This window comes from Natrinema versiforme (assembly GCF_005576615.1).
Taxonomy (GTDB): Archaea; Halobacteriota; Halobacteria; order Halobacteriales; family Natrialbaceae; genus Natrinema; species Natrinema versiforme_A.
The window spans coordinates 3210577-3235611 of record NZ_CP040330.1 but is presented as its reverse complement, the minus strand read 5'-3'; the positions used below and the strand labels follow the sequence as shown (position 1 = coordinate 3235611).

Below are 25035 nucleotides of genomic sequence, written 5' to 3'. Positions count from 1 at the left end.
CGGCCCGCTCGGCGATCCACGGCGAGGTGGGACTGAAAGGGGCTGCTTCGCTGAGCGGACCACAGCATCCGCGATGCTCGGGAGAGCCGTGCTTTCCCGTTCTTGATCCCGCCCGGGCGACGCAAGGACCGCAGTGAGTGACCAACGGGAACGATCGAGGACCGCAGCGAGTCCCGGCGCGGTCGAGCGACGCAGGGGCGTTCGAGTTGTTGTCGAACACGCATTCACGCGATTGAACGGAATTCTGTTCCCAGTTAGAGCGAAAGCGTGCCTTCAAGTCCGACGCCGCGCAACGCCAACGCATGAACCCAGGCGACCGCGTCCGCGTCGATCGCGCGGACCGCACCTACGAAGGCGTGTTGCTCCCCTCGAGCACGGACGACCACCTCGTGGTGAAACTCGAGGGCGGCTACAACGTCGGCGTCGATCGGGAGGGAGCCGACGTGGAGGTCCTCGCGGAGGACGTCTACCGGATCGACGGCACCGACGCGACGGGAGAGGACGCCGGCTCGGAGATCGAGTTCGACGACGATCTGCCGACGATTTCGCTGATCTCGACTGGCGGGACGATCGCCTCGACGGTCGACTACCGCACCGGCGCGGTGACGGCCCAGTTCGACGCCGAGGACGTGCTCCGCGCCGTGCCCGACCTCGCGGGGCGGGCGAACTACCGCGGCCGCGTCGTCGCCAACATCCTCTCGGAGAACATGGAGCCGCCGCTCTGGCGGGACCTCGCCGACGCGGTGGCCGAGGAGATCGAGGCGGGTGCCGACGGCGTCGTCGTCATGCACGGCACCGACACGATGCAGTACTCCGCCTCCGCGCTCTCCTTTATGCTCGAGACGCCGGTGCCGATCGTCTTCACCGGCTCGCAGCGCTCGGCGGACCGGCCGTCGTCGGACAACGTGATGAACGCCGTCTCGGCCGTCGAGGCCGCCAAGAGCGACTGCGCGGAGGTGCTGATCTGTATGCACGCCTCCGAATCCGACGACGACTGTGCGCTCCACCGCGGCACGCGCGTGCGGAAGAACCACACCTCCCGCCGGGACGCGTTCGAGACCGTCGGCGCGGAGCCGCTGGGCGAGGTCGACTACGAGACCGAGGAAGTCAGCTTCCGCCGCGACTACCAGCAGCGAGACGAAACCGACCTCGAGCTCACCGCCGACCTCGAGAGCGACGTCGAACTCCTCAAATTCACGCCCGGGATGGACCCCGCGTTCCTCGACGTCGCCGAGGGGAGCGAGGGGCTGATCCTCGAGGGCACCGGACTCGGCCACGTCCACACCGATCTGATCCCCCGCATCGAGGAACTGATCGAGGACGGGACGACGGTCGTCATGACCAGCCAGTGTCTCGAAGGGCGGGTCTGTGACCGCGTCTACGACACCGGTCGGGACCTGCTCGAGGCCGGCGTGATCGAGGGCGGCGACACGCTGCCGGGAACGGCGAAGGTGAAGCTGATGTGGGCGCTCGCAAACAGCGAAGATGTCGAAGAGGCGATGGGGACCTCGCTCGCCGGCGAGATTCAGGAACGGTCGGTTCCGTGGGAGTGACGACGGATTCGCGGCAGCTTCGGTAGAGCGTTGCAGACGGGTTTTCTGCGTCGATCGTGAGAGTGTCCCAGAACGGTTCACGTCCCACGCTGTGACGACCCGACGAACGAATATGGCGGGTGCTACGTATATGCTCGAAGTGGTGGAAGCGAATCGCCTTTCAATGCCTGCTCAGCCGATGCTATCAGCGCACCCATATCATGGATATTCCAAAAATCCGTGTACGAGGCAAGAATCGGCCTCTCCCCGTAGTCTTCTGCCCAGTGTCCCACGGGAACCGCCGCAACCGACTCGAGGTACACGAACTCCGTTCGATCGACTGTCACAGTGAGCGGATCCGTTGAGAGCGAGCGAGCGGGGAGATCCGACCGAGCCACGAGCGTCGCACAGTGTTTTGGCGGGAAGACGAGCCCTGTGTGATACGTAAAGGGTGGGCGAGAAAGGAGACCAACGAGGAGAACGGCTTTGTCCTCACAGTCGCCTTCACCGTCCACAAGTGTCTCGGACGGGTAGCGGATGTATTCAGTAGTCCCCGTCGATTCCGGATCCGTGGCGTAGTCGATCGTCTCGACGAAGGAGTGGACGGCGTGAAGCGCCTCGAGCGGAGAGGACGAAGCGTCCGTGATACGGTGAACGACATCGTCGAGAAAGTCGTTGTTCCGAGCAGCAGTAACGGCGTCTGGAATCGCGGTCGTCTCTTCACGGGCCTCCTGATAAACAGACCTGGGAACAGGAATGCGAATCTCTTCGGTCCCGGTGGACAGGTGAACGGAATACTGGCGAACGATATTCCCGCGGTCTCGGTCTTGTGCGCTCGAAACGCACACCCCGATACCGCGCCCATGCTGGTCACGACTGTCGCGAGCACCTCTCGTCGTCTGCGGCGAACGGCCCCGCTCTTCTCCTCTCGAGGGGGTCCGGGTTTTCGTCGGGACATTGTGGTGGTTTCTGACACCTGCGAGAGCCGAACGACTCTGATTGGAGGGGGGCATGTTACGCAGAAAGCGGCTGCTATGAGTTGCCCTATGTGATCCATACGCATGTGTAGGGAACGGCTATTCGGGAGCAGTGGTCTGCTCGCGCTGGCGGCAGGGAATCCCCACGCCCTCCCCAACCGATTCGCTCACAGGTTCGCGAAGGCCTCGCACGACTCCCTCGAGCGGTTCGCCATCGGCTCCCCGCTCTCCAGCGCGCGCCACCGCCCGTTCTGCGAAGCACTTTCCCGCGAGACCGTCTGAGATACCATCGTTCACCGACCAATGCCAGCTAACGCAGACCCGTCCATCGATATCCGCCGTGCGACCCACGACGATTACGACGCCGTCGTCGACTTCACGAGCGACATCTGGCCCGAGCGCGGCGGTGACTACATCCCGCGGGTCTACCACGACTGGCTCGAGAACGAACCCGGACAGGGCAAGAAGACCTTCCTCGCGGAGGTCGACGGTGAGGCCGCGGGGATCGTCCAGGGCGTGATGCTCACCGACGACGAGGCCTGGTTCCAGAGCATGCGCGTCGCGGCCGACTACCGCCGGCAGGGGGTGAGCCACCGGCTGAACGAGGCGACCTTCGAGTGGGCCCGCGAGCGGGGCGCGACGGTCGGCCGCGTGATGATCTTCTCGTGGAACGCGGCCTCCTTCGGCGCGGCGCGGGCAAGCGGCTACGAGCCGATCACCGAGTTTCGCTTCGCCCACCCCGACCCCGATCCGGACGCCGACGGGTCGGCGTCGCACGCGGTCTCGAGCGATCCCGCGGCCGCGTGGCGGTACTGGACCCACAGCGACGCGCGCGAGTACCTGTCGGGGCTCGGTCTGGCACCCGAGGAGTCGTGGGCCGTCAGGGAACTCGCTCGAGACGATTTCGAGCGGCTGGCCGACGAGACGGCCGTCTTCGCGGTCGACGGTGAGACCGGACTCGCGGGGGCTGCCTACCGATCGCGAACCTACGAGCGACCGGTCGAGGATGACGACTCGAGCGACGACAAATCGGACGCGGACCCGAAAACCGAGACGTGGGCCGAGTACGGCCTCGGCGCGTGGGCGGACGTCGACGCCGCCCGCTCGCTGTTCGCCGCAATCGCCCGCGACGCGGCCGACTGCGGGGCCGACGAGACGCGGGTGCTGATCCCCGAGACGCCCCGGCACGTCACCGACGCGCCCTACGCCGGCGTCGGGACCGCCGACGAACCCGATTTCGTGTTAGGGATCGATCTCACCGGGAAGTGACGGGGCGGTGTCGAAGGGGCCGGTGCCGCGATTCAGTTCGAATCAGGCGCTACCCGCCGCTGACCGGCGGAAACAGCGCCAGTTCGTCTCCCTCCTCGAGTTCCGTTGCGAGGCCCTCCTCCTCGACCAGCACGTTCGTCCCGTTTCGCAACACGTTGATCTGCGATCGCAGGTCGCCGTCCTCGAGCACGCGCCCCTCGAGTTCGGGGGCCGCCTCGAGCAGCGCCTCGAGGGCATCGCCGACGGTGTCGCCGGCCGCGGTATCGACGGTCACGTGTTTGTCGCCAGCGCGTTCGGCGAGGTCGGCGAACAGTTTCCACTCCGTGGGCATACGTGGCGCTATCGGTGCCGGCGGCAAGTAGCTACCGCTCCTGTGGTTGTTCCCGTTCGCGATCGTCCCGTTCGTCGGCGACGGTCTCCCGCGCTCGCTCCTGCTCGCCGCTCCGGTCGCCCGCCTCGACCAGCGTCCGTTCGGTCACCCGTCGGAGCGCGTCGGGACGACCGAGCACGTAGGCGACGTCGCCGGCCGCGAGTCGCTCGTCGCCGGCCGGCAGCGGCAGGTACTCGTCGCCGCCATCGCCGTCACCGCCGTCGCTGGTGTCAGGATCGCGCTCGAGCCCCAGCACCAAGACGGGCAGCGAATCGATTGCCAGCCCGACGAGCGGGTCGTCGGTCCCGACGGCGACGGTCGTGACCGTCTCGTCGGCCGTCCGGAGCAGGGAGACGAGGTCCCGTTCGGCGTCGGGGCTGCCCGGCAGGGTCACGAGCCGGTAGTTCCGTTCGGGCTCGAGGTCGCGGGCGTCCTCGGCGTCGAGGGCGACGGTCGCAGTGTCGTCGGCGGTCGCCCGCAGTTCGCCGCCGGCGACCCGCCGAGCGGTGCCGCCCTCGTCGTCGCGCGCCCAGATACGGACTGCGTCGCCCGGGCTGGCGTCCGCCGCGGGATCGCCGGAGAGGGCGACGGCGACGGTACCCGGCGCGAGCGTCGGCCCGATCCCCGCCGGTCGGCTCCCCACCGCGAGGTACTCGACGGTTCCGTCCGCGGCGAGGTCCGCGTCGACGTGGCCGATCCCGTGATCGCGCTCGAGGCGGGCGATCAGTCGCTCGCGGAGTTGGTCGACGGAGAGCCGGCGCGGGAAGCGGAACGTCTGGCCCGCGAGTTCGGCTTTCACCGACTCCTCGACGGCGTCGTAGCCGTCGATGTCGCCGATCTCCTCGGGCAGTTCGACGCTGACGACGCGGCCGGCAGAGCGGACGAGCTGCGTGACCTCGGTGATCGTCCGCGGCGTGGCGACCACGAACACGTCTCGAGCGAGGTAGTCACCTAACCGCCGGCCGCCGTCGGCGGCGACCGCGCTGGCCGTGAACGCGGCGACGGTGTAGACCGCGGTACTGGGGTCGGTCAGCGGCGTATCGCCGATGATCGCCTGTTGCAGGGCGGATTGGGTGTTCAACCAGAGCGCGACTATCGCGACGCCGAAGAGGACCGCGACGCCCTCGGGGACCGCCTCGGTGCTGTACCAGCGGAAGACAAACGCCACGGCGACACTCGCACCGGCCGCGAGCAGTGCGAACCCGAGGATCCCGACGAGCGCTTCCAGCAGCGTCTCGGACGAGAGCAGTTCGGTCGAGACCACCTGAGCGAGGAGCGACGCTACCACGGGCGCTCACCCCCGGTCGTCCCCCCGGTGCGAGCGTCGATCACGGTGTGGCTCATCGGGCGATCGCCTCCGCGAACGCTTCGGTGGCGTCCTCCGGCCCCGCGACGAACGCCTCGTCGCCGGCCTCGAGTCGCCGTTCGATGCCGGGGCCGAACACCCAGCCGTGGCGGCGACCGCTCGTCTCGCTGCCCTGCCGTCGCACCGCGAGGATCGTCACGGCCGCCGCCGACGCGGTCTCGTCGTCCGCACCGGTCGCGCCGACAGTGAACCGACGGATGGCGTACCCTTCGCGCTTGACCAGCGCGAGCGCCTCGAACTCGCGGCTCGTGCCGCGAGACCGCACGACGAGTCGCGGCGAGTCGGCCTCGAGGACCGGCTTGACGTCCCGCCGCGCGACGGCGAGGGTGACGCGTCCCGGCCCGCCGGCCGTCGCCGCGTTCGCCCTCGAGGCAGGGGCGACCACCTCGTCGTCTTCGCCGCCGTCGGTCGCGACCTCGTCCGCCACGGGCTCCGCTGGGACGGCGGCCGCGGCGCGTTCGTCGTCGACTTCGGTCCGGGCGCTCAGCACCCGGCCGGTGATCGAGCGATCGCCGGTCCGAACCGTCGCCTCGTCCCCGCGGGCGAGCCCCGTCGGGACCAGCGTCGCGATCGAGACGGCGCGCTGACCCGCCGACACCCGCCGGGAGAGGCTTCCGGACGGCGGTGCCGCCACGATAGTCGCCCGCCCCTGTTCGTCGATCGTGACGTCGATGTCCGCGAGGTCGTGTTCCGTTCGGAGTCGCTCCTCGAGGCGGGACGCGAGTTCCGAGAGGGGGAGGTCGGCGGGGAGTCGCCACGAGCCGGCCTTGAGCGTCCGCCGGAAATCGGGCGACAGCGGCGGATACCCTTCCATGTCGTGGATCTCGCCGGTCGGGCGGACGGTGACTTGCCCGACCGAGCCGACGAGTTCGACGACGTCGGCCGAGAGGGTCCGCTGCCGGAGGCGGGTAAAGGAGAGCCGGCGCGGCAGTTCGGCCCCGAGTTTGTCGCCCTGATTGTGGGCGTAGAGCGCGAGCATCAGGACGACGAGGACGGCGATCAGCAGCTGCGGCGACTTGGCGATCGTGGGTTCGACGAGGCCGAGCAGGCCGCCCTGGACGCTGGCGATCGACAGCGCGAGGACGACGACACCGAACCCGGGCAGCGTGACGCCGGTGAAGTACCGCACGAGAAATCCCAGCGAACCGGCGACGAACGCGGGGACGATGCCGGTCAGGAGCCCGAGATAGAGCCCGAGCAGCACTTCGATCAGCAACTCGACCGGAAGCGATTGCATTGTGTGTCGGTGGGGCGGAACCGTTAAATCAGCACCGACAGCAAACCGAGCGGGGCTGGAGCGCCGGTCGAACCGCGACGGAGTCGTCGCCGGCACCGGTCCGTTCCGGCCGCAGAGCGGCCGGCCGATATCGAAGACGTTTATCCCGTACCGACGCTCATCGGTGTGTATGGTCGACGACCGGTCGCCTCGAGCGCGACTGCCGGAGAACTGGCCGCGAGTCCTCACGACGCGAGCGGCCGTGATTCTCGTCTTGCTCGTCGCGCTGCTCTCGGTCGCAACCGCGGTTTTCAACATCGGGACGAACAGCGTCGGCGGGCCGCTCGCCGAATACGTTCCCGAGGCCGTCCAGAGCGCCGCCGCCTTCACGGGTGCGCTGACCGGGTTCCTGATGGTCGGCAGCGCGCTCGCACTCCGGCGCGGCCTGCGGACGGGCTGGTGGGCGACGCTGCTCTTGCTCCCGTTGACCGCGGCACAGGGGCTCCTCCAGTCGAGCCCGTACTCGCTGCCGCTGGTCGCCCTGTCGGTCGTTTCGATCCCGATACTGCTGTTCACCCGCAAGCGCTTTACCAAACCCCTCTCGCTGTCGACGACCCAGATCGCGGCCGGCGCGTCGCTCGTCGGCGTCCAACTGTACGGCACGATCGGCGGCTACGCGCTCCGGGAGGATTTCGACGGTATCAGCAGCATCCTCGACGCCTTCTACTTCACGCTGATCACCTCGAGTACGGTCGGCTACGGCGACGTGACGCCCAACCCCGGCTCGACCGAGGCGATGCTGTTTACGATGTCGGTGCTCATCCTGGGCGTCGCCAGTTTCGGTATCGCTATCGGGGCGCTCGTGGGCCCGGCGATCCAGGCCAGAATCTCGAAAACACTCGGAAAGATGAGCGACTCACAACTCCAACTCCTCGACGACCACATCCTCGTGCTCGGCTACGGCGAACTGACCGAACCGATCGTCGACGAACTCGCGGACGCCGGCCGGCAGTTCGTCGTCGTCACCAGCGACCGCGAGGCCGCGACGACCCTCACCGACCGCGGCCTCGCCGTCGTCAGCGGCGACCCCAGCGACGAGGAGCCGCTTCGCCGCGCGAAAATCGACCGCGCGGCCGCGATCCTCGTCGCCACGAACCACGACGCCGAGGACGCCCTGACCGTCCTCACCGCGCGCGAACTCGCACCGAACACGCGCATCGTCGCCGCCGCGACCGACCGCGAGAACACGAAGAAACTCGAGCGCGCCGGCGCGGACTCCGTGATCAGCCCCGCGATGCTCGGCGGCCACCTGCTCGTGCGGTCGGCGCTCGGCAGCGACGAGAGCGGGCTGATCGATCGGATCCTCGAGCGGGAGTAGACCCCAGCAGAGGGGGCCGAACGGGCTCGTTCGATCGAACCTGCGGACACGTTCAGGACAGTTGATCGGCGTCTCGCTCCGAATCGGCCAACCGGCGTGCGGTGGCGCGCGCTGTGTCGCGGCGAACCGACGGGTGAGCCGCGGACCAAAGGTGCGCGAGGGATGAGCGAACGACCGGAGGGAGTGAGTGAATCGGCTGGGGAGGGCGTGGCGATTCCCTGTTGGCACGATAGCAGGACGCTTCGCCTCACGCGATTCCATCGGAACGCCCTCAATTCCATCAGCACACAGTAGGACAGACACGAACGTCCAGCTACCGGTGCCGACCGCGGTGGACGATCGCCACGTCGGCCTCGAGGTCGCTGAGCTTCCGGAACGTCGGCGGGGAGACGAACCGCGAGGCGGCCGACCGGTCGGTGCTCGAGCCGACGAAGCAGACGTCATAGCGGGGCGCCGCCCGGCCCAGATAGGACTCGACCGACGCGGTGGCGACGTGGGTCTCGAAGGGGCCGGGGAACGCGTCGACGAGATCCGCGAGGGTCGCTTCCGCCGTGCGGCGGCGCGACTCGGCGTCGATACAGGTACAGACGCTGACCGGCCGGCCGGACTCGGACACGCGGATCGCGAAGTCGAGCATCGCGCGAGCGGTGTCGCCGGCACCCCGAACCGCGACGAGACTGTTCTGCCACCGCCGTCGTCGGGTTCCGTTCGACCGGAACGCGATCACGTCGATCTCGCTGTCGAACAGCCCCGTGATGAACGCCGAGAGTCCGCCGTCCTCGCGTTCGGCGTACGGCGCGACGATGAGGTCGCAGTTCTGTTCGCGGGCCGTCTGCAGGACGAGCCCCGCCGAGAGCCCGCCGTCGGCTGCGACGACGACCTCGCAGGGAACGTCGTACGCGCTCTCGAGGTCGGCGGCAAGCGACTCGAGGCGGCGAGCGGCGTCGCCGGCCGCGCGTTCGGTGGGGCTCGCGCCCGTTCGACCATCGCTCGCGCCGGCGGCGTCGCGTTGCCGCTCGGCGTCTTCGTCGTCGATCACGTCGAACAGCACCACTTTCCCGGCGTCGTGTGCGCCGGCGATCGACGCGGCGAAACGGGCGACCGTCTCCGAACAGTCATCCATCGGGACGAGCACGTGATCGTCCCCGCTGGTCGTCTGGTAGAGGTAGCGAGCGCGCTGCTCGTAGAAGTGGCGCCGCCAGACGACGAAGGCCGCCGCGACGAACGAACTCGAGACGACGATCCCGAGGACGTAGGCGAATTGCGTGTTGCCGGTCACGAGGACGAGCAAAGCGGTCGAAAACGCCGTCGGCTCCTCGAGGTCGAGCGCCCACGTACAGACGCCGGTAAAGAAGATGCCGAGGGCGGCCCCGGCCGCGTTGACCCCGCCGGCGTGCAGCCCGACGGCCGCCGCGAGTCCCAGCGCGAACCAGCCACAGAGCGCGCCGACGGTCATCCCGCCGACGAACTTCGACGGCGTGGCGTACTTCCCCTCCGGATCGGCGAAGAGCGTGTAGGTTCCGGAGGCAAGCGGCGGGAACAGCAGGAACGAGATCGCCGCCGTCATGTTCGCCAGCCACGTCACCGCGGCGATCAGCAACGGGACGAACACCAGCACCGAGAGGTGGACGAGATTGCCCGTGTGCTCGAGCCACCGCAGGACGGCGTCGAGTTCGCGTCGCTCCAGCCGACGGAGTCGTCTCGCGAGCGCGTACAGCCGCGCTCGCACACCCTCGAGCATAGCTTTCCGTTGGTCGCGGAACGACCAAAACCGTTCGGCTTCGCTCCCAAACTCCCTGCTCGAAGACGCCACAGAACCGACCGGCGGGCCGTTCCCGTCCGGCTTCTACTCCGGTGCGCCCTCGAGAATGTCGACCCCGCTCGAGGCCCCGATCCGTTCGGCTCCGGCCTCGAGCATCGCGAGCGCGTCGTCGTAGCTGCCGACGCCGCCGCTGGCCTTGACGGGGAGGAACTCGCTCATGAGTTCGACGTCGTCGACCGCGGCACCGCCGCCGGCGAAGCCGGTCGAGGTTTTGACCATCGCCGCGTCGGCCGCCGCGGCGGCCTCGCAGGCCCGCCGTTTCTCGGCGTCGGTCAGGAGCGCGGTTTCGATGATCACCTTGACCGGGATCGGCACCGCGGCGACCAGTTCCGCGAGTTCCGTCCTGACCGCGTCGTCCTCGCCCGCTCGCAGTCGGCCGACGTTGATCACGACGTCGAGTTCGTCCGCGCCGTCTTGCCACGCCGTAACTCCCTCCTTGCGTTTCACCGCGGGCGCGTGCTGGCCGTGCGGGAAGCCGATCACCGTCGCGAGGGTCACGTCGGGTGCGTACTCGGCGGCCGTCTCGACCGCGTAGGGCGGGATGCAGGCGTTCATTCCGTACTCGGCGGCCGCATCGAGGACGTCTCGAACGTCCTCGAGCGTCGTCTCGGGGCCGAGGACGGTGTGGTCGATCAGGGGGGCGAGTTCGCTGCGGTCCATACACGGGCCGACTCGCCGGACGAAGAAAAAGCCGCCCACTCGAGTCCCCGAGGTCGTGCGGAGCCGGACGATCAGCCTGCAGCAGCGCGGTCCCGTCACGAGCGGCGTTTCGGTGCGAATCAGTCGGTCGCTACGGAGACGAACCGACTGTTCCAGTCGGTCGAGACTGTCCGAACGACCGGTTCGCAGTCCTGTTTTACGTTTCACAAGACTGATATTGATCCCACGGAAGTACACGGCGTGGTTTCTCGAGACACGGCTGCACATATCGGCGCGTGTTGCCTCGCGGTACTCGTCTTGCTCGTCGCCGCCTCATTTGACGTGGGGACAGGAACGGGACCGGTCGCGATCGCGGTGGCTCTGTTGGTGAACGGACTGCTCTTCGGTGGCGGACACCTCTATCTCGCGATCCGGAGAGCCGACGGAACGGTCCCGCCCGACACGCGGTGGCGCTATGTGGCGATGCTCGGGGTCTTACTCGGCGGGGGAGCGATCGTCCTCTACGCGGGTGACCGAACGATCGGACCCGTCACGCTCGAGACGGTCTGGCTACCGCTTTTCGTTCTCATCGTGTGTAGCTACGTGCTCTCCGAAGCGATCGCGGGGTACCGAGCGTCTCGCTCGGAGTGAGGCTCGGTCTCTTCGGATCGTCGAGCGGACCGAAGCGGCGTTCGATCGGAGGCTCGACGGAACCGTTGTCTGTCGGTCCCGCAGCGATTCTCCGGACCGTCGTGACGGATACGATACCGAGTCACAGCCGACGGCATCCTTTTTCCCGTTCAATACGTCGACAACCCCGCCTTCGACGTGACGCCGCCGCGGTACGTCGACGCTATGTCACCGAGCGCGGTCAGTTCTCGCCGGAACGCATCGTGTCACTCGGCCGGGAACGAGTCGGCGAGACCACCATTGACCCGTAGACCGCCTGAGGCGGTCTATATCCAGCCGAACGTGCCGTGTGCGCTGCCATGAGCGTCGGACGTATTCGATTCAGTGAATATCCGATAATCGGAAAGTGTTAGTCACTGGTGTGAGCTATTCCACCGTATGGTATTACCCGAGGGGTTCGTCGTCCCGCCGTGGTACCTGCTGGGTCCGGTCGTCATCGTTCTCAGCGGTGTCATCGCGCTGTTGTGGGCGCTCGAGCCGCCGGTGACCGATCGGACGGTCATCGCGTTCGCGCCGTGGATGATGTTCGGCGCGTGTCTCCACGTCCTCTACAAGTTAGGTGCGTTCCCGGCGACGATCGAGCCGCTGTTTACCGCGCCGATGGTCTACGCGGTGACCGCGACCGTCGCGGGAGTCGTCTGGATTATCGCGATCTTCCTCCACGTCGGCGGGTTACAGCCGACGATCCCCCGGTTCGTCGGCATCGCCGGGACGGCGTTTTTCACCGTCTTCACGATGTTCGCGCTCTCGCTCGGTCTCGAGGCGGGGACGCTCGAGCCGTTCTGGCCGGTCATCGCCGTCGTCGTCGCCGGCATCGTCACCGCGGTCGCGTGGATCGCGCTAAGTCTCTGGTTCACCGATATCGCGACGACAACGAGCGCGACGGGCGCGCTCGTCGTCTTCGGCCACACCTTGGACGGCGTCACGACCGCGATCGGCTACGACGTCCTCGGGGCCGGCGAGGACGTGCCGCTCTCCTTGCTGATTCTCGAGGCCGGCGAGGCGCTGCCGACCGCGGAGTACGTCGGTGCGGGCTGGCTGTTCGTCCTCGTCAAGGTCGTCCTCGCGATGGTCATCCTCGGCCTCTTCCGGGAGTACGTCGACGAGGCCCCACAGCAGGCTCGGACGCTCCTCGCGCTGGTCGCCGCGGTCGGGCTCGGACCGGCCGTCCACAACACGCTGTTGTTCGCCGTCGCCTGAGCGTTCTATTCCCACCGCAACCGCGTGACTCCGCCGCGTTGGCCCTAGATTTTTGCCGGGCGGAGCCGTCCTCTCAGTAGTCTCGAATGGATCCGATCACGGTACTCGCCGCCGGTCACGTCAACTGGGACGTGACCCTTCGCGTCGACAGGTTTCCCCAACCCGACGGCGAGGCGGCGATCCGCTCGCAGCGCCAGTCGGGCGGCGGGAGCGCCGCGAACGTCGCCGCCGCACTCGCCGGACTCGAGGTCGACACCGAACTGATCGGGAGCGTCGGCGACGACGACCACGGCCTGCTCGCCCGTCGGGAACTCGAGACCGCGGGCGTCTCCCTCGAGGGCGTCCGCGTTATCGAGGGGGCCGAAACGGCCGTCAAGTACCTGCTGGTCGACGAAACCGGTGAAGTCGCGATACTCGGCAACGACGGCGTCAACGAGGCGGTGACGCCCGACGACCTCGAGCCGGCACGGATTCGGACGGCCGACCACGTCCACCTCACGGGCCAATGGCCGGAGACCGCCGCTGCGATCGCACGGATCGCGAGCGAGGCGGGCGTCTCCGTCAGTTTCGATCCCGGCCGCCGGATCGGCGATCGGGACTACGGCGAGGCGCTCGCGCTCGCGGACCTCGTCTTCGTCAGCGACCGGGAGGCCGCGGCGCTGCTCGAGGCCGACACGATCGATGCGGCGACCGACGAGCGGATCGTCGTGGTGACCTGCGGGGCCGACGGGGCGGAAGCGTACACGCCGGAGGGCACGGTCGTTCATCCGGGGTTCGACATCGATCCCATCGACACGGCCGGCGCGGGCGACGCCTTCGCGGCGGGATTCCTCGCGACGTGGCTCGCGGAGCGCGAGATCGACCGCGCGCTCGCGGTCGGAAACGCCTGTGGTGCGCTGACCGCGAGCCACAACGGAGCGCGGAACGCACCGACGAAAGGGGCGGTCGAGGACGTTCTCACACGCCGATCCTGACCGGTGCCTTCTTACGCGCTCTCCGGACCGCGCGAAAGCGCTGCAGTCGTGTGGTTCTCACCGGGTGTTGTCTGACGGTAGTTATATGGACGACGCCGTTGGCCACTCCAGTAACAGTCACGATCCCGTGACTGAGAGACATGACGGAAGGAAGGGTAAACCAGTCCCACGGATGTGACCTTCAACGGCGCATCCAGTACGACCGACGAGACGACGAACCGCCGAGTATCGCCGCTGCAACGGCACTGGCCCGGTATTACGGTGACGATGTTACCGCGGCCAGTACGCAGCTCTACGACTACATCGATCCGGACGCACTCGACAGCCTCTTCGCCGAGACGAATCGGGGCGATAGCCGGTCGGCGGGGACCGTCGAGTTCGAAATCGACGACGCGCTGGTCACGATCCGATCCGAGCGCGTCGACGTGTGCCCGATCGACTGACGGCGACGGGCGGGTCGCCGGGCGAGTGCGGGAAACGGGGGTGCTGTCGAGGATCGCCGGGCGAGTCGGTCAGCCTCGGCCCTTCCTCGAACCTTTTTTTGTACCGCCCGCGGAATCCGACGGTATGGCGACCCAACCACACCTGCTGGTCGACGACGGAGATCTGACGGACATCGCGCTCATTCCGGGCGACCCCGGGCGAGTCGATCGGATCGCCGATCACTGCGACGAGTCGGAAACGATCGCACAGAACCGGGAGTACAAGATCGTCAACGCCACCTACGAGGGGCGTGAGCTGACGATCTGCTCGACGGGGATCGGCTGTCCCTCCGCCGCGATCGCGATCGAGGAGATGGCCAACGTCGGCGTCGAGACGTTCCTCCGGGTCGGGACGACCGGCGCGCTCCAGTCCGGCATCGAGATCGGCGACATGATCGTCGCGACGGGCGCGGCGAAACACGAGGGGACGAGCAAGCGCTACGAGGCCACCGAGTACCCCGCGGTCCCGGACTACGACGTGCTCTCGGCGTTGGTCGACTCCGCCGAGGCGAACGACGAGGATGTCCACGTCGGCCCGATCGTCTCCGACGACGCCTTCTACGCCGAGACCGACGAACACGTCGCCGACTGGGAGGACGCCGGCATGTTAGCCGTCGAGATGGAGGCCGCCGCCGTCTTCTCGCTGGCCCGCCGCAAGGGACTGCGCGCCGGCGCGATCTGTACCGTCGACGGCAACCTCGTCGAAGGCACCCAGAAGGGCACCGACACCGAGGACGACGAACTCCCGGACAAGGCGAAAAACAACGTCGGGCGCGCGATCGATCTCTCGCTCGAGGCCGCGACCGAACTGTAAGCCGTTCCGAATCCGACCGCCCGTTTCTACTTCTTCGAGCGACCGAACAGCCGCTCGCGGAGCGACCGCGTCGTCGGCCGCTCGGCGAGCAACACGGAACACTCGAGGTCGTCGACGATGTCGAAGACGAGCGAGCCGCGGACGAGCCGGGAGAGCAGGCCGCGCTCGGTCGCGCCGATGATTACGAGCGTCTCTCCGGCGGCTTCGCGGTCGATCGCACCTTCGATATCGCCCGACGTATCGACCGTGAGCACGGCGTCCCCGATATTGTGGTCGGCGGCCCACTCGGTGAGGAACGCCTCGCCGGCCTCGCGCTCGCTCTCGTCGTCGACGACGTGGAGCAGGTCGATCGAGGCACCGGTGGCCGAACGCAGGGTTCTCGCGATCTCGGCGCTGAGATCGGAGTCCGGTCCGCCGGCGGTCGGCAGCAGGATCCGGCTGGGATCGTAGCCCCGGTCTTTCAACACGAGGAAGTCACACGGGAGGTCGCGGGCGAGTTCGTCGAGCGGCTGTTCGGCGCGACCCACGGACCACGGCCGGTCCCCGCCCCAGCCCATCACCACTTGATCGGCGTCGTACTCGCGGGCGGCGTCGAACACCTCCTCGACGGAACGATGCGAGGCGATCGTCGTCGTCTCGATCTCCACGTCGCGGGCCGCGGCGTGCTCGCGGGCCCGCTCGAGCAGTCTCTCGGATTCGGTGTCGATCCGTTCGACACCGCGCTCGAGCGGCGTCTGGTCGGGGACCTGTACCACGTGGACCGCGTGGACGATGCCGTCCCGTTCGGCGGCGAGCGTGCTGGCGAACTCGATCAGGTGTCGCTCGGTCCGAGGGTTTGCCAGCGGGACCAGCACGCGATACTCGCCCGACCCATCGGGTCTGGCCGCGTTCGCCGCCGAAACCGCGACGTCCGGCATCGCCTCGGACCGGTCGAGGATGTACTGGCCGAGGACGCCCTGCCGGGGCGTCTTCGAGCGCGCGTACAGCGCGTACCACAGCACCGCGACGGCGACGAAGGCGAGACTCAGGCCGATTTCGATCGGGTCCATGAACCCGATGAGGCCGAAGGAAAGCACTGTGCCGACGATCGGCGTCACCGGGTAGAACGGCACCCGAAAGTCCGGGTCGTAGTCGGGCACGTCGGCCTGCCGGAACGCGATCAGCGCGAGGTTCATCAGGCCGTAGACGATCAGGTGGAGCACGCTCGCCGCCTTCGCGAGGATCTCGAGGTCCTGTCCCAGCGCGGCGATGAACACGACGATGACGCTGCCGGTCAGCAGGATCGACCGGTACGGCGTCGCGTACGTGGGGTGGATCTCGTTGAGTCTGTCCGTGACGATCTTGTCCCGGCCCATCGCGAAGTTGATCCGGGCCGACGAGAGGATCGACGCGTTCGCGCTCGAGGCGGTCGCGAGCATCGCTGCCAGCGAGATCAGGGTGACGCCGACGGCGTCGAGCACGGGGATCCCCGCGAACGTGATCTCGGCGACCTGTGAGACGGGCACGCTGTCGTCGAGTGCGTGCCACGGGACGATGCCGACCATCGTGCCGACGAGGACGGCGTAGATGGCCGTCACGACGGCGACGCTGCCGATGACCGCGATCGGGAGGTTCCGACCGGGGTTTTTCAGTTCCTCCGCGACGGTCGCGATCTTCGCGTAGCCGAGAAAGGAGACGAAGACGAGGGCGGTCCCCGGGAGGATCGCGCCGTAGCCCGCGTCGGTCGGCGCGAGCCCGTCGGTCGTCAACGTCCCCCAGTTGAAATGCAGAAAGCCGGTTGCGGCGAAGATCGTAAGGATGCCCAACAGGACCGTGACGATCACCGTCTGGACGCCCCCGGTCTCCTTCGCGCCCACGTAGTTGACGCCGACGAACAGGAGCCCGGCGATCAGGGCTCCCAACTGGATGTCCGTCAGCGCGAACAGCCCGAACTCGAGCGTCGGCAGCGCGAGCACCGTGCCGGCGAGCAGGTCGGTGAGATAGCCCCCGAAGCCGATGCAGTAAAACGCCGAGGCGAAGGCCAGACCCATCCAGTCGCCCATGCCGGAGATCGACCCGAACAGCGGTCCGAGACCGCGGTTGACGTAGTAGTAGCCGCCGCCGGCTTTCGGCATCGCCGTCCCGAGTTCGCTCACCGCTAACGCGTTGACCATCGCGATCGCGCCGCCGATCACGAACGAGACGACGACTATCGGGCCGGCTTCCTGAGCGGCAGCGCCGGGGAGGACGAAGATACCCGCGCCGATCATCGTCCCCATACCGATCGCGAGGGCGGACAGGAGCCCCAGGTCCTTGGCGAGTTCGTCGTCACTCATCGGTCTGGCATTGCCGCAGTGTGATTCGCGGCCGATCCGCGCTCGAGCGGGGTCGATGGTTCCGCATACCAGTGCCGTCCCGCCGGCTCGCGGCGGGCCTCGCGGGGTCGTCCTCGATCATTTGTGTGGTCCTTTCCGCGACACCGGTATAAATAATCCGATATGATTGGGGATACCTGAGTGCAGATCCAATAAATTACTGATACAGCAAAAATAATATGTTGGTGACACTACCGACGACGATCAACGGAGAATATAGTACCCGCCGGCGTACAGCGCGGATATGGACTATCGGCTCGACGAGATCGATCGTCGGATCATTCACGCGCTGATGGGTGACGCTCGGAACACCTCGGCTCCGGCGATCGCGGACGACCTGAACGTCTCCCCGGGGACGATTCGGAACCGGATCTCGCAACTCGAGGAGCAGGGCGTTATCACCGGCTATCACGCGAGCATCGATTTCGAACGGGCGGACGGTCATCTGCCGAACCTCTTTATGTGCAACGCGCCGGTCTCCGAGCGGGAATCGATCGCGCGACAGGCCCAGATCATTCCGGGAGTCGTCAACGTCCGCGAACTGATGACCGGACGGCGGAACCTGCACGTGCTTGCGGTCGGGAGCGACACCGAGGACTTACGCCGGATCGCCCGATCGCTCTCGGATCTCGGCGTCGAGATCGAAGACGAGGTGCTCGTTCAGACGGAAACGACTCGCGCGTACTCGCCGTACGGTCCCACCGACGAGACCCAGAACGCCGTGCTGACGGACTTCATCAGCCTCTCCGGCGACGCGGAAGTCGCGGAGGTGACCGTCGATCGGGACGCCCCGGCCGCCGGAATGCGGATTCAGGAAGCGGCCCGCTGTGATGCCCTCACCGACGACACGCTCGTGATCGCTATCGAGCGAGACGATACCGTGCTGACACCACACGGCGACACGGAAATCCGTTCCGACGACATCGTCACGCTGTTCTCCCGGGGTGGCGTGACCGACGAAACGATCGCGAACTTCGACTCGAGCGTGGTCGCCGACACCTGAGCGGTTCGCGAGTCGTTCGACTTCTCTCCCGACTACGCCGCCGTAAGCCGTCGCGCGAGCGTCGTCGTTCGATCGGTCAGCGTCTCGGTCGTCTCCGATGCCCCCTGTAGCCGGTCGTTGATCGTCGCGAACAGCCGCTCGAACGCGAGGGCCCCGTCGTCGCCCTCCCACTCCGCGGTCTCGCGCGCCTCGAGCCCGCACGTCTCACACGTCTCCCCTTCGAGCGCGCCGAAACAGCCGTGGCAGCGCTCGAGGCCGATCGCGACCGTTTCGCTCAGTGCGACGACCTCGCGGAGCGTCGACTGCAGGTCGGCCGCGGCGTCGGAAAAGCCCTCGAGCGCGGTCCGGATCTCGGGGTCGTACGCGCCGCCGTCGAGGGCGGCGAGGCGCTCGAGTCGGGCGTCGACGACCGCGAGCGCGAGCAACACGTCGCGGCGACTGCGGCGATACTCCGAGATCGAGTCGTCGAGTTCGGCGTCCGTTCCGTCGTCGACGGCGGACTCGAGGGTGGCGGGCAGCGACGTCGCGATTGACGCGAACGACGCGATGTCCGAAATCGTCTCGCCCTGCACGCCAGTCGTTGCGCGGACGCGGCGAAACAGCTCGTCGCTGGCGATCGGGTCCGCCGACGGCGAGGACTCGAGCGTCGCGAAACACTCGTCGCAAACGGTGACGAGCGCGCTCTCGTGGACATCTCCCTCGAGCGGAACGTCGCCGACGGGGACGAGTCGGAGCGCGGCAGGGTCGTCGTCGCCGCCGTCGGTGCCGCAGTGTCGACACGAGAACCCGTCGCGGTCGAGGACGGCATCGCGGTCGGCGCGCCAGTCGCGTGAAGTCATGGCCGAGCGAAGACAGCGCGACGACAAAAACGCACCGACAGCCCGGACGACCGACGGCGTTCGGTGGGAGCGCACGAAATACTAACCGGACGCCGCTCGTAATCCCCGTATGGTCGACTCACCCGACGATTCGGACGGATCGAACGACTCGGAGACGGACGGCGAAACCGAGTTCGAACTCGAGCGCGGGTACGACCGCGCGGAACTGGCCGCCGTCTTCCGCGAGTTCGCGACCGCCTTCGAGGACGGCCGCCCCGTCCGATTGGACGGCGACGATCAAACTGTTAGGATCGCCGTTCCGGAGCGCGTCGTCGCCGAATTCGAAGCCGAGTACGATGCCGACGACGAGCCGCCGGTCGGCGAACTGGAACTCGAACTCGAGTGGGACGACCCCGACGGCTCGAGCGTTCGAGTCACGGACCGCGACTCGATCGCCGACGGCGACACCGCCGGGTCGGCCGAGACGGCTGCGGCCGCCGAAACCGAGACCGCCGACCGCGGTGCGGATGCGGACTCGGCGGACGTCGATCCCGTGGCGGCGGTGATGCCCCTCGAGGGGGTGGCGGACCGCGACGGTGGCGACGACGGCGTCGAGGCGGACGAAACCGACGAGACGGCGGTGGCGGCCGACTCCGGCCGAACCAGTCGCTTCGAGGTCTACGAGGACAAGGGCGGCCAGTGGCGCTGGCGGCTCGTCCACTGGAACGGAAACATCGTCGCCGACAGCGGCGAGGGGTACGCCTCGCGGTCCAACGCCGAACGGGCGGCCCGAAGCGTCATGCGGAGCGCGCCGGCGGCGAGGATCGATCGACTCGAGTAGGTCGAGTCGGCGGCGGCGAGCTACGATCGGATGTCTTCGGCGTCTAAATCCACGTCGAGTTCCGCGGAGTGGTCTATCTGTTCGTACTCGAGGACCGGCGTCGTCCCCTCCGGGACGGCGTTGTACTCCCGGAGGAAGTCGACGACGCCTTGCTTGCCGCCGAAGTCACCACGGTACTGCCGGAACAGTCGCGGGACCGTCGCCGCGTCGTCCGCGGGATCGTAGCTGACGTTCTCCTCTAAGAACCACTCGATCGCGATGTCCAGTTCCTCGTCGACATCCCGCGGCGAGTAGACCGCGATCGGCGGGCAGTGCTCGGCACCGTGGCCCAGCGCGAAGTGCACCCGCGGATCGCACTCCTCGAGGCGGAACTGCCGCTCGAACGAGGAGGGAAACAGCCGGGGAACGTAGCCGAAACCCCACGATTGCTTCGAACTGCGGAGCAAGCCGTGCTCGATATCGTTGAGACTCAGCCAGACCCCGCTGACGGGAATCTGATCGCGCGCGAAGAACTTCCAGCGGTCGAGGAGCCCGCCCTCGAGCAGATCGGGTTCTTCCTCCTCTATCAGCAGTTGCGCGTAGGCGTTGTAACAGTTGAGCCAGAAGGCGAGTTTCCCCTCTCGACCGGAGAGCGCTCGCTCTAGCTGCGTTCGCTCGAGCGCCGCCAGATGCTCTCGTAACTGATCGGCGTCTCCCTCGGTCTTGACCGTATACAGGAGATCGGCCGAGAGCGAGAGGGGATCGAGCTGAGTCGACATTCGGTCCGAAATTCGCGAACCAGCCCCTTGAAGCCGTGTGACGGGTACGCACGACAGTCCGGACTGAATACAGGTTCAGGCCGTGGTTTTATGCTGCCGACGGTAGAAATAATGGTGTGAATCTCAGCAAGGGATTTCTCCTCGTCCTCGTCGCCCTCTTCGCGTATCTCTCCCTGTTGCTCGTGCTTCCGTTTTTCCAGTACATCCTCGGTGCCATCCTCATCGCCTACGTCCTCTACCCGGTCCAGCAGCGCCTCGAGACACACGTCGCGGCGCCGATCGCCGCCTTCGGGCTCGTCGCCCTCGCGATCGCCGGCTTCGTCGTCCCGCTGATCGGCATCGTCGCGGCGGTCGCCAGCGACGCTCGCCGACTCCTCGAGCAGGTCAACACCGACTCGTTGCAGGTGGCCGACCTCGAGCGGGCGATCGAGGAACAGACCGGCCAGACTGTCGATCTGCCGTCGGCGCTCGCCGACGCCGCACAGAGCGCCGGGACGATGGTGCTCGAGCGCTCGACGGAGTGGTTCAGCGCGCTTACGCACGTGTTGATCGGACTGGGGCTCGCGCTGTTCCTGCTCTACTACCTGCTCAAAGACGGCGGGGACCTGTTGGCGTGGCTGCGGGAACTGACGCCGCTGCCGGACGACGCACAGGACGATTTCTACCAGAAACTGGACGAAGTCATGTGGGCCGTCCTCGCCGGGCACGTCCTGATCGCGATCATTCAGGGGACTCTCGCCGGGTTGGGGCTGTTGGCGACCGGCGTCCCGAACGCCGCGTTCTGGACGTTCGTCATGATCATCCTCTCGCTGATCCCGCTGATCGGCTCGTTTCTGGTCTGGGGGCCGGCCGTCGTCTATCTCTTCCTGATCGACCAGCCACTGTTCGCAGTGGGGCTGTTCGTCTACAGCGTGATCATCGTCGGCCTCTCCGACGACTACCTCCGGCCGGTCCTCGTCGATCGCTACGCCGAACTCAACCCTGCCGTCATCATCCTCGGCGTCCTCGGCGGCGTCTACGCCTTCGGCGTCATGGGTCTGTTCTACGGCCCCGTCGTCCTCGGCGCGCTGATCGCGACGCTCGACGTGATGAACGACCACTACGACCGACTCGAGGAAACGCCCGGGATGTCGTAACGCTGCCCTGCGGTCGGCTGGCGGCGACCGCAACTGACCGCCGACCACGACCACAGTACCCGACCGCTACCGCGACCGCTACCGCGATTCCTGCCCGCCCGCGAGCAACTCGTCGACGAGCCGCGTAAACCGGTCGACGAGCCGGTCGGGAACCGTCGGCGTCACCGTCGCCAGCAGCCGGCCCGTCGCTTCGGGCTCGGCCAGTTCGAGGATGACCCGATTACGGTCGTCGTAGCGCTTCGTGACGAGCTCGTGTTCGACCAACCGGTTCAGGTGGTACTCGAGCGTACTCCGTGCGATCCCGAGGGCGTCAGCGATGTCACCGGGCGCTGCCGGTTCGTGATCGATCAGGTAGACGACGATCTCGCGGGCGGTCTCCCGACGGAACAGTGCCAGTGCGGCACGTTCCCACTCGTCATACGCCGGCGGGTAGTAGTGGGTCCGGCCGTAGAACTCCTCGCGGACGAGGCGGTCGTCCTCGCGCAGCCGCCGGACGTGGTACTGGACCTGTCCCGGTGCGAAGTCGGACTCTCTGACGAGTTCGTTGAAGTGCACGCCGGCGTTGTCGCCGATGTGGGCCTGAATCTGCTGTCGAGTGTCGGTCATCGATATCTCGTAGTGTCCGAAACGCGGACGTATCGTCGGCTACTGCTGGGGGACGTATAACGGGTTTCCCACGTTCCCAACCCTCGAGAACCGTCTCTCGGTCGCGGGTTCGCCCGTACACGCGTCCTCTCACGTCAAAACAGTTTACTATATACCTCGATTATCAGTAGCTATGAGTCGTGGAATTGGAGAGTTCGAACCCGTTCAGGCGGTGATCCCGGAGTGGGCGGCGGTACTCGTCGCGCTCGTCACCCAGTTGGGCGACGTCTGGTTTCTCAGTCTCTTCGTCGGCCTCATCTACTGGTTTCACGCGGAGAAACGGGAAGACGCCGCCGTCATCGTCGGTTTTACGCTCGCCGGACTCGCGCTCATCAGCGCGCTCAAACACGTCTTCTCGTTACCGCGTCCGGGCGAACCGTTAGTCGCGATCGAGACGCTGCCGTGGATACTCCAACCGCTCTACGAAGCGACCGCGATGGCCGGCGGGTACGGCTTTCCGAGCGGCCACGCGCTGATGACGACTATCGTGTATCTCGGCCTCGCACACCGGCTCTCGATCAGCACTCATCGCCGACGGTTCGCCGGTGCGGGAATCGGTATCGCTGCGGTGTGTTTCTCGCGCATCGCGCTCGGCGTCCACTACCTCGTCGACGTGGTCGCCGGGGTCGCCGTCGGAATCGCGTTCCTGTTGTGTGCGGAACGGCTCCTCGCCCGCTATTCGATCGATCACGGAACGGGGGCGTTCGCGCTCGCGATCGTCGCCGGAACCGTGAACCTCGTCGTCAGTGGTGTCGACGCCAATAGCGTCTCGCTCCTCGGAGCGGCACTCGGCGCGTTCGGGGGCTGGCAACTCGTAGTGCTCGGACGGCACGTGTGCGCGGCCGACCGGCCATCGGACGCGGTTCGACCGCTCGTCGTTCGCGGCGTGTTCGCGGCCGGCGCGCTCGCGCCGTTGGCCGTCGCGATCGACGAGTTTCACCTCTTCTCGCTGCCCGCTCGCGGCGCTGTGCGGGGCGTCGTTCTCGCCGCGTTCGTCACGGTCCCGGTGATGAAACACTCCGAGCGCGCCCAGCGGTTCTGGACGGCGCTCGTCTTCTGGACGACGATGGCAGCCCTCGGGCTTCGGTTCCTGCTCTCGCCGACGACGTGGCGACGCGGGCTGACCCTCGGTCGGCAGTACGGCGTCCGACTTCGGAGCTGGATTCGTCCGGAGACGTAGGGTCGCCATTATCGCCCTCCAGCATGCTCGAGCGGCCGGAACTCGGCCGCCGTCGCTACTCCCGGCGCGTCTCGACCGCGGTTCCCGAGAGGTTGACCCACAGCATGCCTTCGCCCATCTCCTCGTAGTCGAACGTCGCGCCGACGACCGCGTCGGCCCCGAGGTCCCGTGCCTCGGCCTCGAGGTCGGCGATCGCTTCCGTTCGCCCTTGCTCGATCTTCTTCTCGTAGGAGCCGCTCCGTCCGCCGACGACGTCCCGAATGCCGGCGGCGATGTCGCTGACGACGTTCGCGCCGATGACCGCTTCCCCCGAAATGACGCCGCGGTAGTCCGTGATCTCCCGTCCCTCGAGGCCGTCCGTCGTCGTGATGGTTATTTCAGACATTCACAGGTGGATACGTTGCGATCAGATATAAATCGAGAGTCGGATGTACAGCTTCGGAACATCCGCTCGGCGGTATCCGTGTCCGCCCGCTCACCGCGAGCGGTTCCGGTCAAAAAGAGTCGGCGACGCAACGAATCGTCCTCGGCATCAGGCTCGAGCGCGTGCCTGTTCGGGCGTATCGGCCTTGTTGTTCGCGTAGGCGTTGTACGCCGAGATGAGGGCGACGGCCGCGCCGGAGATCGCGGTCCCGGTCGCGAGTTCGCTGCTCCCCATCTCGATGAACGAGGGGGAGATAAGCGCCCAGAGGCCGAGCAGGACAGCCAGCGACGCGACGCCGACGCTCGCCAGTCGATCTCTCGACAGCCGGACGAAGTTGTAGCCGGCGGTCAGGAAGATCGCCGTCCCGACGAGCGTGTCGTTCCAGATCGCCGCCTCCGTCGACTCGAGGATGAACGGCGACGCGACGATGTAGAGCCCGATCAGTGCGACGAGGGCACTCAGCCACTGCATTGCGTCCGTGTTCAGCGAGTTGTAGTCGGCTCGGGTCTCGCGGTCGGTGTCGGTATCGGTATTCGGTGTGTCACTCATAGTTTCCTCACCTCCCGGTAGCTGCCATTCGCGCAAAACGACAGTGCCTGCACCTGTCGGGAAAACTCGTGGGTCCGCGTGATGTCCCCACCGTGTCGTTTCTCACGCACGCGAGAAGATTGTTGGATCGGCCGGAAATACCGAAGGGAATAGGTGGGTGTCCGCCCGATTACAGGTATCGATCGCATGGCGCTCCCAACGTCGGTCGCCGGCGAGTGGTTAAACCCGCAACTCGCCCCCGTCCTCGTCTGCGTGATCGCGCTCGCGGTGCTGGGAACGGCGGTGCTGTTCGTCGCCGGACTCGTCGCGTACTCTCGGCGTCGGACGCTCCGATACCTGCTGATAACGGTCGCACTCGGCGTGCTCGTCGTCCGGTCGGTGACCGGGCTGGGGACCGTCCTCGGCCTCGTTCCGATGACGATTCACCACCTCGTCGAGCACGGCTCCGACTTCCTGATCGCGGTACTGGTCCTCGCTGCGGTCTATCGGAGCGGCTCGAGGACCGACGCCGTCTCGGTCGACCCGGACGACTAGTCCGCGCGACCGGGCCCCGTCGTTCGTGTCGGTCGTCGTGAGATATAAGTTCGCGTAGGGACGG

The 25035-nt window shown here is 67.1% G+C and carries 26 protein-coding genes and 1 pseudogene; 15 read left to right on the top strand and 12 right to left on the bottom strand.

Translation table 11 applies throughout. From position 1 onward, the window contains the following. The first annotated feature begins 302 nt into the window (after positions 1-302). Positions 303-1553 (top strand): Glu-tRNA(Gln) amidotransferase subunit GatD, encoded by a 1251-nt coding sequence (gatD, locus tag FEJ81_RS16035; RefSeq protein ID WP_138246236.1) that lies wholly within the window; start codon positions 303-305, stop codon positions 1551-1553. A 122-nt stretch (positions 1554-1675) separates the two neighbouring features. On the opposite strand, the gene FEJ81_RS16030 is transcribed toward gatD, so the two are convergent. Continuing rightward, a complete protein-coding gene (locus FEJ81_RS16030; RefSeq protein WP_175416449.1) occupies positions 1676-2380 on the bottom strand; it encodes a transglutaminase-like domain-containing protein in 705 nt (234 codons plus the stop codon). Between the two features lie 213 nt (positions 2381-2593). On the opposite strand from FEJ81_RS16030, the gene FEJ81_RS16025 reads away from it, so the two are divergent. Further along, a complete protein-coding gene (locus FEJ81_RS16025; protein ID WP_138246234.1) occupies positions 2594-2791 on the top strand; it encodes a hypothetical protein in 198 nt (65 codons plus the stop codon). Positions 2792-2812: 21 nt separating this feature from the next. Next, positions 2813-3778 (top strand): GNAT family N-acetyltransferase, encoded by a 966-nt coding sequence (locus tag FEJ81_RS16020; protein WP_138246233.1) that lies wholly within the window; start codon positions 2813-2815, stop codon positions 3776-3778. A 49-nt stretch (positions 3779-3827) separates the two neighbouring features. Here FEJ81_RS16020 and FEJ81_RS16015 read toward each other — a convergent pair whose 3' ends face one another. Genes FEJ81_RS16015 through FEJ81_RS16005 form a run of 3 tightly spaced genes read right to left on the bottom strand, consistent with a single transcriptional unit; the run spans position 3828 to position 6751 of the window. Next, on the bottom strand, positions 3828-4109 hold the full coding sequence (locus tag FEJ81_RS16015) for a ubiquitin-like small modifier protein 1 (protein ID WP_138246232.1): 282 nt from the start codon (positions 4107-4109) through the stop codon (positions 3828-3830). A gap of 31 nt (positions 4110-4140) precedes the next feature. After that, a complete protein-coding gene (locus FEJ81_RS16010; protein ID WP_229504729.1) occupies positions 4141-5436 on the bottom strand; it encodes a TrkA C-terminal domain-containing protein in 1296 nt (431 codons plus the stop codon). Between the two features lie 52 nt (positions 5437-5488). Beyond that, positions 5489-6751 carry a potassium transporter TrkA gene (locus FEJ81_RS16005; protein WP_138246231.1) on the bottom strand — a complete coding sequence of 421 codons (1263 nt, stop codon included), beginning with the start codon at positions 6749-6751 and terminating at the stop codon, positions 5489-5491. Positions 6752-6920: 169 nt separating this feature from the next. Here FEJ81_RS16005 and FEJ81_RS16000 point away from each other — a divergent pair, with 169 nt between their 5' ends. Then, positions 6921-8108, top strand: a complete 1188-nt coding sequence (locus tag FEJ81_RS16000) for an NAD-binding protein (RefSeq protein WP_138246230.1) — start codon at positions 6921-6923, stop codon at positions 8106-8108. Between the two features lie 313 nt (positions 8109-8421). Here the strand turns inward: FEJ81_RS16000 and FEJ81_RS15995 are convergent, their stop codons facing one another. Both FEJ81_RS15995 and deoC read right to left on the bottom strand, forming a co-directional pair. Next, positions 8422-9849, bottom strand: coding sequence for a universal stress protein (locus FEJ81_RS15995; protein ID WP_138246229.1), 1428 nt, complete (start codon positions 9847-9849; stop codon positions 8422-8424). A gap of 105 nt (positions 9850-9954) precedes the next feature. Continuing rightward, positions 9955-10590 carry a deoxyribose-phosphate aldolase gene (gene deoC / locus FEJ81_RS15990; RefSeq protein WP_138246228.1) on the bottom strand — a complete coding sequence of 212 codons (636 nt, stop codon included), beginning with the start codon at positions 10588-10590 and terminating at the stop codon, positions 9955-9957. 240 nt (positions 10591-10830) lie between these two features. Between deoC and FEJ81_RS15985 the strand changes: the two genes are divergently transcribed. The 6 genes and pseudogenes from FEJ81_RS15985 (at position 10831) to FEJ81_RS15960 (ending at position 14729) form a co-directional block, all read left to right on the top strand. Then, positions 10831-11220 (top strand): hypothetical protein, encoded by a 390-nt coding sequence (locus FEJ81_RS15985; protein ID WP_138246227.1) that lies wholly within the window; start codon positions 10831-10833, stop codon positions 11218-11220. Between the two features lie 156 nt (positions 11221-11376). Then, positions 11377-11510 (top strand): annotated as a pseudogene (locus tag FEJ81_RS23795) (ribose 1,5-bisphosphate isomerase); the annotation flags it as partial. A 127-nt stretch (positions 11511-11637) separates the two neighbouring features. Beyond that, a complete protein-coding gene (locus FEJ81_RS15975) occupies positions 11638-12459 on the top strand; it encodes a DUF63 family protein (RefSeq protein ID WP_138246226.1) in 822 nt (273 codons plus the stop codon). Positions 12460-12545: 86 nt separating this feature from the next. Next, positions 12546-13433, top strand: coding sequence for a carbohydrate kinase family protein (locus FEJ81_RS15970; RefSeq protein ID WP_138246225.1), 888 nt, complete (start codon positions 12546-12548; stop codon positions 13431-13433). A 140-nt stretch (positions 13434-13573) separates the two neighbouring features. Beyond that, on the top strand, positions 13574-13876 hold the full coding sequence (locus FEJ81_RS15965) for a HalOD1 output domain-containing protein (protein ID WP_138246224.1): 303 nt from the start codon (positions 13574-13576) through the stop codon (positions 13874-13876). Between the two features lie 124 nt (positions 13877-14000). Further along, positions 14001-14729: a nucleoside phosphorylase gene (locus FEJ81_RS15960; RefSeq protein ID WP_138246223.1), complete on the top strand. Its 729-nt coding sequence runs from the start codon at positions 14001-14003 to the stop codon at positions 14727-14729. A 26-nt stretch (positions 14730-14755) separates the two neighbouring features. Here FEJ81_RS15960 and FEJ81_RS15955 read toward each other — a convergent pair whose 3' ends face one another. Further along, positions 14756-17044 (bottom strand): amino acid permease, encoded by a 2289-nt coding sequence (locus tag FEJ81_RS15955; protein WP_138246222.1) that lies wholly within the window; start codon positions 17042-17044, stop codon positions 14756-14758. A gap of 283 nt (positions 17045-17327) precedes the next feature. On the opposite strand from FEJ81_RS15955, the gene FEJ81_RS15950 reads away from it, so the two are divergent. Beyond that, positions 17328-18086: an Lrp/AsnC family transcriptional regulator gene (locus FEJ81_RS15950; RefSeq protein ID WP_138246221.1), complete on the top strand. Its 759-nt coding sequence runs from the start codon at positions 17328-17330 to the stop codon at positions 18084-18086. A gap of 32 nt (positions 18087-18118) precedes the next feature. On the opposite strand, the gene FEJ81_RS15945 is transcribed toward FEJ81_RS15950, so the two are convergent. After that, positions 18119-18925: an HNH endonuclease gene (locus FEJ81_RS15945; protein ID WP_138246220.1), complete on the bottom strand. Its 807-nt coding sequence runs from the start codon at positions 18923-18925 to the stop codon at positions 18119-18121. 109 nt (positions 18926-19034) lie between these two features. On the opposite strand from FEJ81_RS15945, the gene FEJ81_RS15940 reads away from it, so the two are divergent. Further along, positions 19035-19745, top strand: a complete 711-nt coding sequence (locus FEJ81_RS15940; RefSeq protein ID WP_138246219.1) for an amphi-Trp domain-containing protein — start codon at positions 19035-19037, stop codon at positions 19743-19745. A gap of 20 nt (positions 19746-19765) precedes the next feature. Here FEJ81_RS15940 and FEJ81_RS15935 read toward each other — a convergent pair whose 3' ends face one another. After that, positions 19766-20503, bottom strand: a complete 738-nt coding sequence (locus FEJ81_RS15935; protein ID WP_138246218.1) for a DUF547 domain-containing protein — start codon at positions 20501-20503, stop codon at positions 19766-19768. Between the two features lie 116 nt (positions 20504-20619). Between FEJ81_RS15935 and FEJ81_RS15930 the strand changes: the two genes are divergently transcribed. Further along, a complete protein-coding gene (locus FEJ81_RS15930) occupies positions 20620-21639 on the top strand; it encodes an AI-2E family transporter (protein WP_138246217.1) in 1020 nt (339 codons plus the stop codon). A 78-nt stretch (positions 21640-21717) separates the two neighbouring features. Here the strand turns inward: FEJ81_RS15930 and FEJ81_RS15925 are convergent, their stop codons facing one another. After that, positions 21718-22245 carry a winged helix-turn-helix transcriptional regulator gene (locus FEJ81_RS15925; RefSeq protein ID WP_138246216.1) on the bottom strand — a complete coding sequence of 176 codons (528 nt, stop codon included), beginning with the start codon at positions 22243-22245 and terminating at the stop codon, positions 21718-21720. Positions 22246-22417: 172 nt separating this feature from the next. Here FEJ81_RS15925 and FEJ81_RS15920 point away from each other — a divergent pair, with 172 nt between their 5' ends. Continuing rightward, positions 22418-23464 (top strand): phosphatase PAP2 family protein, encoded by a 1047-nt coding sequence (locus FEJ81_RS15920; RefSeq protein WP_138246215.1) that lies wholly within the window; start codon positions 22418-22420, stop codon positions 23462-23464. A gap of 55 nt (positions 23465-23519) precedes the next feature. On the opposite strand, the gene FEJ81_RS15915 is transcribed toward FEJ81_RS15920, so the two are convergent. Next, positions 23520-23849 carry a YbjQ family protein gene (locus tag FEJ81_RS15915; protein ID WP_138246214.1) on the bottom strand — a complete coding sequence of 110 codons (330 nt, stop codon included), beginning with the start codon at positions 23847-23849 and terminating at the stop codon, positions 23520-23522. Positions 23850-23996: 147 nt separating this feature from the next. Next, on the bottom strand, positions 23997-24437 hold the full coding sequence (locus FEJ81_RS15910) for an SPW repeat domain-containing protein (protein WP_138246213.1): 441 nt from the start codon (positions 24435-24437) through the stop codon (positions 23997-23999). Positions 24438-24623: 186 nt separating this feature from the next. Here FEJ81_RS15910 and FEJ81_RS15905 point away from each other — a divergent pair, with 186 nt between their 5' ends. Continuing rightward, positions 24624-24971, top strand: a complete 348-nt coding sequence (locus tag FEJ81_RS15905; protein WP_138246212.1) for a DUF7471 family protein — start codon at positions 24624-24626, stop codon at positions 24969-24971. Positions 24972-25035 lie beyond the last annotated feature (64 nt).

Bases quoted from the DNA above. Each gene is read 5' to 3' on its own strand.
- FEJ81_RS15960 (WP_138246223.1), top strand. From the start codon at position 14,001: ATGGCGACCCAACCACACCTGCTGGTCGACGACGGAGATCTGACGGAC.
- gatD (WP_138246236.1), top strand. From the start codon at position 303: ATGAACCCAGGCGACCGCGTCCGCGTCGATCGCGCGGACCGCACCTAC.
- FEJ81_RS15945 (WP_138246220.1), bottom strand. From the start codon at position 18,925: ATGACTTCACGCGACTGGCGCGCCGACCGCGATGCCGTCCTCGACCGC.
- FEJ81_RS15915 (WP_138246214.1), bottom strand. From the start codon at position 23,849: ATGTCTGAAATAACCATCACGACGACGGACGGCCTCGAGGGACGGGAG.
- FEJ81_RS15950 (WP_138246221.1), top strand. From the start codon at position 17,328: ATGGACTATCGGCTCGACGAGATCGATCGTCGGATCATTCACGCGCTG.
- FEJ81_RS16020 (WP_138246233.1), top strand. From the start codon at position 2,813: ATGCCAGCTAACGCAGACCCGTCCATCGATATCCGCCGTGCGACCCAC.
- FEJ81_RS15975 (WP_138246226.1), top strand. From the start codon at position 11,638: ATGGTATTACCCGAGGGGTTCGTCGTCCCGCCGTGGTACCTGCTGGGT.
- FEJ81_RS15905 (WP_138246212.1), top strand. From the start codon at position 24,624: ATGGCGCTCCCAACGTCGGTCGCCGGCGAGTGGTTAAACCCGCAACTC.
- FEJ81_RS15925 (WP_138246216.1), bottom strand. From the start codon at position 22,245: ATGACCGACACTCGACAGCAGATTCAGGCCCACATCGGCGACAACGCC.
- FEJ81_RS15965 (WP_138246224.1), top strand. From the start codon at position 13,574: ATGACGGAAGGAAGGGTAAACCAGTCCCACGGATGTGACCTTCAACGG.
- FEJ81_RS15970 (WP_138246225.1), top strand. From the start codon at position 12,546: ATGGATCCGATCACGGTACTCGCCGCCGGTCACGTCAACTGGGACGTG.
- FEJ81_RS15920 (WP_138246215.1), top strand. From the start codon at position 22,418: ATGAGTCGTGGAATTGGAGAGTTCGAACCCGTTCAGGCGGTGATCCCG.
- FEJ81_RS15910 (WP_138246213.1), bottom strand. From the start codon at position 24,437: ATGAGTGACACACCGAATACCGATACCGACACCGACCGCGAGACCCGA.
- FEJ81_RS15995 (WP_138246229.1), bottom strand. From the start codon at position 9,849: ATGCTCGAGGGTGTGCGAGCGCGGCTGTACGCGCTCGCGAGACGACTC.
- FEJ81_RS15955 (WP_138246222.1), bottom strand. From the start codon at position 17,044: ATGAGTGACGACGAACTCGCCAAGGACCTGGGGCTCCTGTCCGCCCTC.
- FEJ81_RS16005 (WP_138246231.1), bottom strand. From the start codon at position 6,751: ATGCAATCGCTTCCGGTCGAGTTGCTGATCGAAGTGCTGCTCGGGCTC.
- FEJ81_RS16025 (WP_138246234.1), top strand. From the start codon at position 2,594: ATGTGTAGGGAACGGCTATTCGGGAGCAGTGGTCTGCTCGCGCTGGCG.
- FEJ81_RS15940 (WP_138246219.1), top strand. From the start codon at position 19,035: ATGGTCGACTCACCCGACGATTCGGACGGATCGAACGACTCGGAGACG.
- FEJ81_RS15935 (WP_138246218.1), bottom strand. From the start codon at position 20,503: ATGTCGACTCAGCTCGATCCCCTCTCGCTCTCGGCCGATCTCCTGTAT.
- FEJ81_RS16015 (WP_138246232.1), bottom strand. From the start codon at position 4,109: ATGCCCACGGAGTGGAAACTGTTCGCCGACCTCGCCGAACGCGCTGGC.
- deoC (WP_138246228.1), bottom strand. From the start codon at position 10,590: ATGGACCGCAGCGAACTCGCCCCCCTGATCGACCACACCGTCCTCGGC.
- FEJ81_RS16000 (WP_138246230.1), top strand. From the start codon at position 6,921: ATGGTCGACGACCGGTCGCCTCGAGCGCGACTGCCGGAGAACTGGCCG.